This window comes from Ligilactobacillus pobuzihii E100301 = KCTC 13174 (assembly GCF_000349725.1).
Lineage (GTDB): Bacteria > Bacillota > Bacilli > Lactobacillales > Lactobacillaceae > Ligilactobacillus > Ligilactobacillus pobuzihii.
In genome coordinates this window covers 1-11,159 of record NZ_APCP01000057.1, presented here as the reverse complement: position 1 = coordinate 11,159, position 11,159 = coordinate 1, and the positions used below count along the sequence as shown (strand labels likewise).

Here is an 11,159-nt window from a genome sequence, read left to right as displayed (position 1 = left end):
CCAAAAGCACCAAAATTCTGAGATCATTTTGCAGTTCATACTGGACGTGGGTTCAAAAACTCGGAAAAATAGTTAAAATTTGTAAAGTGCTGTACAATAATTCAGTTCACTTAGATGTAACCGTTATCTTATGTTACCTCTTTATTATACTTGACTTTTATAAATTATGCTCGTATATTGTAACTAATCATTCTTATCTTAAACAGAAGATAAAGTAGTCAAAGTGCTTTGTCCATGCCTTTTGTTTGGCGTGGAGTGGCGCTTTTTTTGTGTCCTAAGGAGGGATTTTTTAATGGCTGTGATGCAAACAACTGAATATGATACGATCGCTGCGATCTCGACTCCCCCTGGTGAGGGTGCGATCTCCATTGTGCGGATGAGCGGTGAGGAATCGTTGAAAGTTATAGCTAAGATATTTAAAGGGAAAAACTTGCAAGATGTCCGAACGCATACAATTAATTACGGACATATCGTTGATCCGGAAACCAATGAAGAAATCGACGAAGTGATGGTTTCAGTTATGCGTGGGCCAAAGACATTTACTCGCGAGGATATTATTGAGATCAACTGTCATGGTGGGATCGTGCCGACTAACAAAATTTTGCAATTATTGTTGCAAAATGGTGCGCGTTTGGCTGAACCAGGTGAGTTTACGAAGCGTGCATTTTTACATGGACGGATCGATTTAACTCAGGCTGAATCGGTCATGGATCTGATCAGGGCGAAAACTGACCGTTCGATGAAGGTTGCTTTAAATCAGTTAGATGGTAATTTATCTAAGTTGATCAAAAATTTGCGCCAAGATATTTTGGATACACTAGCTCAGGTCGAAGTTAATATTGATTATCCAGAGTATGACGATGTTGAAACAATGACTACAAAAATTTTAAAAGAAAAAGCTACGGAAGTTAAAGCTCAGATCGAGGAGCTCTTACGAACTGCAAACCAGGGTAAGATCATGCGTGATGGTTTAGCCACGGCGATCGTAGGCCGACCTAATGTTGGAAAATCTAGTTTGTTGAATTACTTGTTGCATGAAGACAAGGCGATCGTAACTGATGTTGCTGGGACAACTCGTGATGTGATCGAAGAATATGTCAATATTCGCGATGTTCCTTTGAAACTAGTCGATACAGCCGGGATTCGTGACACGGAAGATAAGGTCGAAAAAATTGGAGTAGAACGATCGCGCAAGGCAATTGAAAAAGCTGATCTGGTAATGGTTTTGCTAAATGCTAGTGAAGCTTTGACATCGGAAGATCGAAGGTTGTTAGAACTGACCCAGGGTAAGAAACGGATCGTTATTTTGAATAAGACTGACTTGCCACGCAAGATAGATATGACTGAAGTTAAACAACTAGTTGGTGGCGAAGAATTGCTTAGTACTTCAGTTTTGAAAAATGACGGTTTAGATGAACTGGAAGAACAAATTGCAAAGATGTTTTTTAACGGGATCGAAAACTCTCAAACAACAGTCATGTTGACTAACTCACGTCACATAGCCTTATTGCATCGGGCGAAGGATTCTTTACAGTCAGTATTAGATGGGATCGAGTCAGGAATGCCAGTGGATCTTTGTCAGATAGATATGACAGATGCCTGGGATGATCTAGGTGAGATCACAGGTGATTCATATCAAGATGAATTGTTGGATCAGTTATTCAGTCAGTTCTGTCTTGGAAAATAACGAGTAGAACAAATGCTTTGAGGATTTGTTCTAAGAATAGCGTATATGATTCATGGTTTTGTAACAGATGATATTTAAACAGGAGAAGAGAAATTATGCAGGAAATAAAACAGTATGCTGGTAAAGCCTACGATGTGATCGTTGTTGGTGCTGGACATGCGGGTTGTGAAGCAGCTTTGGCCGCTGCGAGAATGGGAAATAAGACATTACTAATGACCATTAATTTGGAAATGGTCGCTTTTATGCCGTGTAATCCTTCGATCGGTGGTCCTGCTAAGGGGATCGTTGTGCGTGAATTAGATGCTCTTGGTGGTGAAATGGGTCGTAACATCGATAAAACTTACATTCAAATGAGAATGCTCAATACTGGTAAAGGGCCAGCCGTACGTGCATTGCGTGCACAGGCAGACAAACGTCAGTACTCGATCGAAATGAAACATACTTTAGAAAAACAAGAAAACTTGACTTTGCGTCAGGGGATCGTCGATGATCTGATCGTTGAAGATGGTGCTGTCAAGGGTGTTATTACTAATACTGGTGCGCGTTATAGTGCGAAGTCAGTTGTTTTGACAACTGGGACAGCAGCACGTGGAAAAATCATCATTGGTGAATTAATGTATTCATCTGGTCCGAATAACACCCAACCTTCAATGAAATTGTCTGGTAACTTGGAAAAACTTGGTTTCGAACTCGAAAGATTTAAAACCGGGACTCCCCCACGTGTTGATGGTAATACGATCGACTATTCTAAAACTGATGAACAGCCAGGTGACAAAGAACCACATCATTTTTCCTATGAATCACGTGATGAAGATTATTTACCCGTTGAAAAGCAGCTTTCTTGTTGGTTAACTTATACGAATATGGATACTCATGCAATTATCCATGATAATTTGGATCGTGCCCCAATGTTCACGGGAGTGATCGAAGGCGTTGGTCCACGTTACTGTCCTTCAATTGAGGATAAGATCGTACGTTTTGCTGACAAACCGCGCCACCAATTATTCTTGGAGCCAGAAGGACGTGAAACTGATGAATACTATGTTCAGGGACTTTCAACTTCAATGCCTGAAGAAGTACAGCAAGAATTCGTACATTCGGTCGATGGTTTGGAAAATGCAGAAATGATGCGTCCAGGTTACGCGATCGAATATGATGTTGTTTCACCATATCAGTTGCGCCCAACTTTGGAGACAAAGCTTATTTCTGGTTTGTATACAGCTGGACAAACTAATGGAACATCGGGTTATGAAGAAGCTGCTGGACAAGGTATCGTTGCCGGGATCAATGCTGGTCGCCATGCTTTAGGTCAGGAAGAAATCACATTGAAACGAAGCGATGCATATATTGGAGTAATGATCGATGACTTGGTTACTAAGGGAACTAGTGAACCGTACCGTTTGCTGACGTCTCGTGCCGAATACCGGTTGATCTTGCGTCACGATAATGCTGATTTGCGTTTGACAGATCTCGGTCATAAAATCGGGTTAGTTTCAGACGAAAAATATGCTCAGTTTGAAACTAAAAAGCAGTTGATCGAAGCTGAAATAAGTCGTTTAACAAGTATCCGCATCAAGCCAAATGATAAGGTCAATGCTTATTTACTGGAGCATGGTGAACATGAATTGAAAGATGGTATCTTAGCTAGTGATTTCTTGAAACGTCCATATGTCAAATACAAGGATCTGCTACGGTTTATCCCTGCGCCAAAACATGCCCTGGAACAACAAAGTATCGAACAAATTGAGATCCAACTTAAATATGCTGGCTATATTAAAAAGTCGCTGCATAAAGTTGAAAAGCTCAAGAAAATGGAAGCAAAAAAGATCCCAGAGCGGATCGACTATGCTGCCATTGACGGTATCGCCACAGAAGCACGGCAAAAATTAGAAAAGATCCGTCCCGAAACTTTAGCACAGGCCGGACGTATTAGTGGGGTCAATCCAGCAGATATGTCAATTTTGGCAGTGTATATTGAACAGGGTAAAATTGCTAAGATCGGATAATAAAAAATAATTCAAAGGAGTCTTTTTGGACTTCTTTTTTATTTGGCAAAATATAAAAATAGTATAATTTTTTAAGTTCAATTTTTAACTATTCTATATGTGAAAACGTTAACTTAATATAAGGAAGAGTGCTACGTTATATTTTTTTGCTAAACATTAACTATTGCTTTTTCTAATTATATCCTCTAAAATGAATGCACTTTCAATACTAATATAGTGCTATTTACTGCTCTATGACAGTACTTATCAAGAATGTATAAATTAAGCGCTTTCAAAAAATTGCCGTTAAAAACATTTTAAAAATCCTTGAAAATTTTCCAGAAATAGGATATTATTACAAGTGAAATATTTCACAACAATAACACATACATTACTATGTTGGAGGATATTATTATGAAAACGACAGAAAAAAAACAGAGCACAGTTCTCAAAAAAACAGTCGATGTACAAGCAAAGGCTGATGAATATACGGGTAAGTTGGTTAACCAAGCTGTCAAGGCAGAAGAAGAATATAGTACTTATACTCAAGAGCAGGTCGATCGAATCGTTGCAGCAATGGCTTTAGCTGGTTCTGAATCATCGTTGATGTTAGCTCATGAAGCTGTTGACGAAACAAAACGTGGCGTTGTTGAAGATAAAGACACCAAAAATCGTTTTGCCACAGAAAATGTCTATCATACGATCAAAAATGATAAAACAGTTGGGATAATTGAAGATGATGTGATTCGTGGGAGTATAAAAATTGCTGCACCATTAGGTGTTATCGCTGGGATCGTACCAACGACTAACCCAACATCAACTGTGATGTTTAAAGCAATTTTAGCCATGAAAACTAGGAATGCGATCGTTTTTTCATTCCATCCTCAAGCACAAAAATGTTCTACGCACGCTGCTCGGATCGTTTATGATGCGGCTATTAATGCTGGAGCTCCTAAAAATATTATTCAATGGATCGAGGATCCTTCACTAGAAAACACCAGTGGCTTGATCAAAAACCAAAACATCGCCACGATCTTAGCAACTGGTGGCCCTGGAATGGTCAACGCAGCTTTAAGTTCTGGTAATCCTTCGCTAGGTGTAGGTGCTGGTAATGGGGCGGTTTTTGTTGATCATACCGCTCGGATCGACCGTGCGATCGAAGATTTACTGTTGTCCAAGCGTTTTGATAACGGGATGATCTGTGCGACAGAAAACTCGGCGGTTGTTGAAGATCCGATTTATGATGAATGGTTACAAAAGATGCAAGACCGTGGGGCTTATCTAGTTCCTAAAAAAGATTATCAAAAATTAGCTGACTTTGTTTTTAATGACAAACATGGTGTGAACGGACAAATTGCCGGAAAACCAGCTCATTGGATCGCAGACCATGCAGGGATCAAGATGCCTGATGATAAAGATGTTTTGATGTTTGAATTGGACCGGAAAAATATTGGTGAGAAACTTTCTTCTGAAAAGTTATGTCCAATGATCTCAGTTTATCGTGCTAAAGACCGTGAAGAAGGCATCCAGATCGTTTGCGAACTATTGAATTATCAAGGTGCAGGTCATAACGCAGCAATTCAGGTCGGTACACAAGCTGACCCATTTATTAAAGAATTTGCTAACCGGACTCAAGTTTCACGGATCTTAGTTAACCAGCCTGATTCGCTTGGTGGTATCGGTGATATCTATACTGATGCAATGCGTGCTAGTTTGACATTGGGGACAGGTTCTTGGGGGGATAATTCATTGTCACATAACTTGTCAACAGAGGATCTATTAAACATTAAAACAATTGCTAAAAGACGGAATCGCCCACAGTGGATCCGTTTACCAGAAGACATTTTCTTCGAAAAAGATTCAGTCACTTACTTACAAGAAATGCCTGATGTAAAAAAAGCATTTGTAGTTGCTGATCCTGGAATGGTCCAATTTGGTTTTGTTGATAAAGTTTATTCGCAATTAGACCTCAGACCAAATCAAGTAAAAATTTCACTTTACGGAACAGTTGACCCTGATCCAACACTAGGTCAAACAATTGAAATTGCTAAACAAATGCATCAATTTAAGCCAGATACGATCATTGCGATCGGTGGTGGTTCTGCACTTGATGCTGCTAAGATCGCTCGTTACATCTATGAATATTCATACGACAAAGAAGGTTTCTTAGATGATCACGAAAGAGTCAGTGCTTTGTTCGTTAAGTTACAACAGAAGTTTATGGATATCAGGAAACGGATCGTAACCTTTAAACATCAGACGCATACTAAGATGGTAGCTATCCCCACGACTTCGGGAACAGGTTCTGAAGTTACCCCTTACGCTGTGATCACTGATGACCAAACACACGTTAAATATCCATTGACTGACTACGAGTTAACGCCAGAAGTTGCGATCATTGATCCACGCTTTGCTTTGACAGTTCCAGCACGGACAGTTGCTTTATCAGGTTTAGATACCTTATCACATGCTTTGGAATCATATGTTTCCGTAATGTCATCTGAGTTTACCCGTCCATGGGCATTGCAAGCGATCAAATTAGTTTTTGAAAACTTGGAAGATTCATACAATTATCGGATAAAACATCGGACTAAGGGTGGCGAAAAATCACGGGTCAATATGCATTATGCGGCTGCATTAGCCGGCATGTCATTTGCTAATGCTTTCTTAGGTATCAATCATTCCTTGGCTCATAAAACTGGTGGAGAATTTGGTTTACCGCACGGATTGGCAATTTCGATCGCTATGAAACACGTTATCAAGTTTAACGGCGTTGATGGTAAGGTTAAACGGACTCCGTTCCCTCGATATGAAGTTTATAGCGCACAAAAAGACTATGCTGATATTGCCCGTTATATTGGTTTGCAGGGACAAAATGACCAAGAATTAGTTGATGCTTTGTGTGATAAGATCGACCAGTTAATGAAGGCCGTTGGAGTGACACCGACCTTATCTGCCAATGGAGTTACTAAAGAGCAATTTGATGGTTCCTTAGATAAATTAGTTGATCTGGTTTATAATGACCAATGTACAGCAGTTAACCCACGCCAACCTAATTTGGCTGAGATCAAACAGTTACTCAAAAATCAATTCTAGATAGTAAAAAAGTTAAAGGCTCTTTGTCCAAATTTGGTCAGGGGTCTTTTTTGGGTTTTGCACAATTATTTTAAATAAAAAATTAGCTAATTTCACTGTACAATATGTTGTATTAGTTCGTGATAGGATATACAATATACTGTAAATAAACTTTAAAAAGGGCAGTGATCGATGTGAGTATTAAGGTAATTAAACGTTCTGGTTTAGTGGATGATTATGATAGTAGTAAGATCTTTAACGCCCTTTTAAAGGCGGCCACAAGGGTAGGCTACACAGTTGATAATCAAAAACTAACACCAGGGATTTTGCAGGACCTAAATGAAGTAACTAAAGTTGTCGATGAACAATTGCAAATGAGATATAGCGATGGGAATCTTAATGTTGATGTGATTCAGAGTGTCGTGATGGATCAATTGTTGAATAGCCAACATAAAGATATTGCTAAAGAATACATTTCTTATGCTTCCAAACGTAAACAAGTACGTGAAGACATGATGAATACAGACAAGTCGATCAATAAAGTGTTAAATAAAGACCCCCAAGTAGTTAACGAAAATGGAAACCGGGATTCACGTAAACTACCGACACGTCGTGACTTGATTTCAGGTCAGGTTTTTCGTGCTAAGGGTTTGGAAATGTTGCCGAAAGATATTCGTGAAGGTCATATCAAAGGCGATATCCATTTCCATGATTTAGATTTTAGTCCACTATTTCCATATACTAATTGTTGCAATGTTGACTTGGCTGACATGTTAAATAATGGTTTTCATATGGGTGAAGTTAAAATTACTAAGCCACATTCGATCGGTGTTGCTGCGTCTTTGACCAGTGAGATCATTAGTTCAGTTAGTTTGTCCCAATATGGCGGGACCAGTATCCCAAATATCGACTTGGTCCTTGCTCCTTTTGCAAAAATGAATTACGACAAACATGTAGCAGAAGCTAAAGAATATAATGTTCCCGCAGCAAAAAAGTATGCGTGGGAACTAACTAAAAAAGATATTTATGAAGCAATGCAAGGCTTAGAATACAACATCAACAGTATTACTGCTAATTCGGCCCAAGTCCCATTTTCCACGATCTCATGTGGGCAATCAACTAATAAATTTGGTAGGGAAATTCAAAAAGATATCTTAAAAGTCAGAGAAGCCGGATTGGGTGGTAAATCTGCTATTTTTCCAAAAATTGTTTTTACGATCACTAAAGGTATCAATTATGCGCCAGATGATCCTAACTATGATATTAAACGTGAGGCACTTAAATGTTCTAGTATCCGTGATTATCCGGACATTGTTTTTGCGGATAATATGTTGGAGATCACGGGTGGTAAGACAGAACCAATGACAAGCATGGGCTGTCGGTCTTTTCTACCAACTTGGATCAATCCAGAAACTGGAAAAGAACAAGTTGCTGGTCGCTGTAATTTAGGGGTAGTTACTTTGAATATTCCACGGATCGCAATGGAAAGTAAGGGTGATAAAGATAAGTTCTGGAGGATCTTCAAGGAACGAGTGGAATTGGTCCATCGTGCGTTAAGATTTAGGATCCATCGTGTGCTACAGGCTAAATCAACTGATGCTCCGATGCTGTATATGGAAGGTGCTTTAGGTCGTTTGCAGCCAGATGAAGATATTAAGCAGTTATTTACCGGTGGTCGAGCAACAATTTCATTTGGTTACATTGGCTTATATGAAATGAATACTGTATTTTATGGTCCAGACTGGGAACATAACCAATCAGCCATTGATTTTTCCCAAAGTGTAGTTAGTTATATGCACGATAAATGCCTGGAGTGGTACCATGCTGAAGATTTCTTCTATTCACTTTACAGTACACCAAGTGAAAGTTTGACTGATCGTTTTTGTCGCTTAGACAAGCAAAAATTTGGGGTAGTCGCTGATATTACTGATAAGGATTATTATCAAAATAGTTTCCATTATGATGTTCGTAAGGATGTCACACCGTTTGAAAAGGTGAAGTTTGAAGCACCTTATCAACATTTGGCAACGGGTGGTTTTATCACCTATACAGAGCTACCCGATATTTCACATAATCTTTCAGCCTTAGAAGCTGTTTGGGACTATGCTGATGAAGTCGGGATCGGTTATTTGGGAACGAATGTGCCAATGGATACTTGCACTAACTGTAATTTCCATGGTCAATGTATTGAAACCAATAAGGGTTGGAAATGTCCACAATGTGGAGCAACAGAGGGATTACAGATCGTACAGCGACTCTGTGGTTATTTAGGTGAGATCAATACGCGGCCAGTTGTTAAAGGACGGATGAAGGAAATGGAGCACCGCGTTCACCACAACCTTTCGCAATTGGGTGTGACGATGCAAGCTGAGCATGTAATTAAGAGAGAGTGATCGCTTGGAAATACAAGGTAAAGTTGCAAATTACCATGCCATGAAGAAACGTTTAGGTATTGTGGCAGATGTTAAATTGGCTGATATGGCAAATGGTGAAGGGGTTCGAACGACGGTCTTTGTTTCTGGTTGTTTGTTTAATTGCTATAATTGTTTTAATCAAAAACTCAAGGCTTTTAATTATGGGAAGGATAACGCTGATTCAATCAAAAAAGGACAACATGTTGATGCTGAGTTTCCCCGCTATTATGATCAAGAATTGGAAGATAAGGTCATAAAGAGTTTAAAGCCAAATTATATTTCAGGGATCACCTTACTGGGTGGCGAGCCATTTATGAATACAAATATCACAGTTCCTTTATGTGAGCGGATCAGAAAAGAATATGGTAGTTCAAAAACGATTTGGTCGTGGACAGGCTATGAATGGGAAGAATTAATGCAAATGATCCAACTTGATTTTCCTTTGTCTAAACAACAAAATAAACTGGTGCATTTGATCGATGTTTTAGTTGATGGTCGTTATGTTGATAGTATTCGTCAGGAAGATTTAAAAAATAATCCGCAAGGGATCAATTTTCGTGGTAGTACTAACCAGCGGATCATAAAGGTTCCACAGTCTTTAGCACAACATCAAATCATTGAACGTGCGGATCTGTATGAGGATGAAAAAATCGTAGCTCGTGATCGCGATTTTAAGAAAATAAAAAGATAGAAGAGTGAGACAAAAGGTTAAAGCCGATTTGCAATCGTTGTTAGAAATCGGCTTTAATCTTTTGGAACACGTTTAAGAGACTGGGACAAAATAATATCTCAGTTTCTTCTTTTGCTAAAAATAATTAAATTATTGCTTATGATTTTTATCGAATAAACGCGTTTCAAAAGTCTAAATCCTCAATGTAATGCCATTTCGCCATTCCTGTCCTGCGTTTTGCTACGGCCAAAATGGCGTAAATGACGTTACATACCGGCTTCAAAACGACTTTTGTCCTTAGAATCGCACAGCTAGCTATGTCCCAGTTCCTCCTTTTCTGTTTGACTTACAAGCCGATCAACTATGGGTCAGAACACGACTTAAGAATTGCTGTGCACGTTTCTGGGTCGGATGGTTATAGAAATTTTCAGCGCTATCATCTTCGATAATGGCACCTTCGTCAATAAAAATTACGCGGTCGGCCACTTCACGGGCAAAATCCATTTCATGAGTCACGGTAACGATCGTCATATCAGTAGTTTCTATGATATCTTTAATAATATTCAAGATGTCACCGATCATTTCAGGATCGAGTGCACTAGTTGGTTCGTCAAATAACATCACTTTAGGCTCCATTGCTAAGGCACGTGCGATAGCCGCACGTTGTTTTTGCCCCCCGGATAATTCGTGCGGTTTAGCGTTTATTTTTGAGGTTAAACCAACGAGGGCAAGGTATTTCATGGCATTTTCTTCGTTTTCTTTTTCGTCTCGCTTAAGTACTATCCGGGGAGCAAGCATGACATTTTCTAGAACAGTTTTATTCGCATATAGATTAAAATGTTGGAAAACCATCCCAATATCTCGACGGAGTGCATCCAAATCGGTTTTTTTATCAGAAATATCAACGCCGTTCACGATCAGATGACCGCCTTGAATTTCTTCAAGTGCATTAATGGTTCTGATCAGTGTGCTTTTACCTGAACCAGATGGTCCGACGATCACCACGACTTCTCCTTGGTCAATTTTGAAGTCAATATCTTTTAAAACGTGGAAATCGCCATAATATTTATTTACCTTGTTAAATTCGATCATTGCCATAATAATTCTACCTCCTCTTTTGAAAGCATTTGTTGTAGTTAAAGTGAGGTGAGACCAAATTAAAATATTCGGCCTTAATTTTTAGAAAAATTAGTAAACAAAACTATTTTAAAAAATAGAAAATAACTACTATCTAACGTGTGGTGCTAGTTCGTAACAATCAAACATTTAGTACAAAATTTTACAAAAAAAGCCCAATAAGGTTAGACTTTTAAGTGATCAAACAAAAA

Annotated in this window: 6 protein-coding genes; 5 read left to right on the top strand and 1 reads right to left on the bottom strand. The window is 39.0% G+C overall.

All coding sequences use genetic code 11. The features are described from left to right. Nucleotides 1-292 precede the first annotated feature (292 nt). From mnmE to LACPOB_RS11420, 5 genes are all read left to right on the top strand, one after another. Nucleotides 293-1,687 carry a tRNA uridine-5-carboxymethylaminomethyl(34) synthesis GTPase MnmE gene (mnmE, locus tag LACPOB_RS0100490; RefSeq protein ID WP_017866889.1) on the top strand — a complete coding sequence of 465 codons (1,395 nt, stop codon included), beginning with the start codon at nucleotides 293-295 and terminating at the stop codon, nucleotides 1,685-1,687. Between the two features lie 95 nt (nucleotides 1,688-1,782). Beyond that, entirely contained in the window at nucleotides 1,783-3,693 is a 1,911-nt protein-coding gene (gene mnmG / locus LACPOB_RS0100485) for a tRNA uridine-5-carboxymethylaminomethyl(34) synthesis enzyme MnmG (RefSeq protein WP_017866888.1), read from the top strand. Between the two features lie 393 nt (nucleotides 3,694-4,086). Continuing rightward, the gene (adhE, locus tag LACPOB_RS0100480) at nucleotides 4,087-6,768 is read left to right on the top strand and encodes a bifunctional acetaldehyde-CoA/alcohol dehydrogenase (RefSeq protein ID WP_017866887.1); all 2,682 of its coding nucleotides are present in this window, start codon (nucleotides 4,087-4,089) and stop codon (nucleotides 6,766-6,768) included. A 173-nt stretch (nucleotides 6,769-6,941) separates the two neighbouring features. Further along, nucleotides 6,942-9,140: an anaerobic ribonucleoside-triphosphate reductase gene (nrdD, locus tag LACPOB_RS0100475; protein WP_017866886.1), complete on the top strand. Its 2,199-nt coding sequence runs from the start codon at nucleotides 6,942-6,944 to the stop codon at nucleotides 9,138-9,140. A gap of 4 nt (nucleotides 9,141-9,144) precedes the next feature. After that, on the top strand, nucleotides 9,145-9,852 hold the full coding sequence (locus LACPOB_RS11420) for a 4Fe-4S single cluster domain-containing protein (protein ID WP_017866885.1): 708 nt from the start codon (nucleotides 9,145-9,147) through the stop codon (nucleotides 9,850-9,852). A 336-nt stretch (nucleotides 9,853-10,188) separates the two neighbouring features. On the opposite strand, the gene LACPOB_RS0100465 is transcribed toward LACPOB_RS11420, so the two are convergent. Further along, a complete protein-coding gene (locus LACPOB_RS0100465; protein ID WP_017866884.1) occupies nucleotides 10,189-10,929 on the bottom strand; it encodes an amino acid ABC transporter ATP-binding protein in 741 nt (246 codons plus the stop codon). Between the last annotated feature and the right edge of the window lie 230 nt (nucleotides 10,930-11,159).

Bases quoted from the DNA above. Each gene is read 5' to 3' on its own strand.
- adhE (WP_017866887.1), top strand. From the start codon at position 4,087: ATGAAAACGACAGAAAAAAAACAGAGCACAGTTCTCAAAAAAACAGTC.
- LACPOB_RS0100465 (WP_017866884.1), bottom strand. From the start codon at position 10,929: ATGGCAATGATCGAATTTAACAAGGTAAATAAATATTATGGCGATTTC.
- mnmE (WP_017866889.1), top strand. From the start codon at position 293: ATGGCTGTGATGCAAACAACTGAATATGATACGATCGCTGCGATCTCG.
- mnmG (WP_017866888.1), top strand. From the start codon at position 1,783: ATGCAGGAAATAAAACAGTATGCTGGTAAAGCCTACGATGTGATCGTT.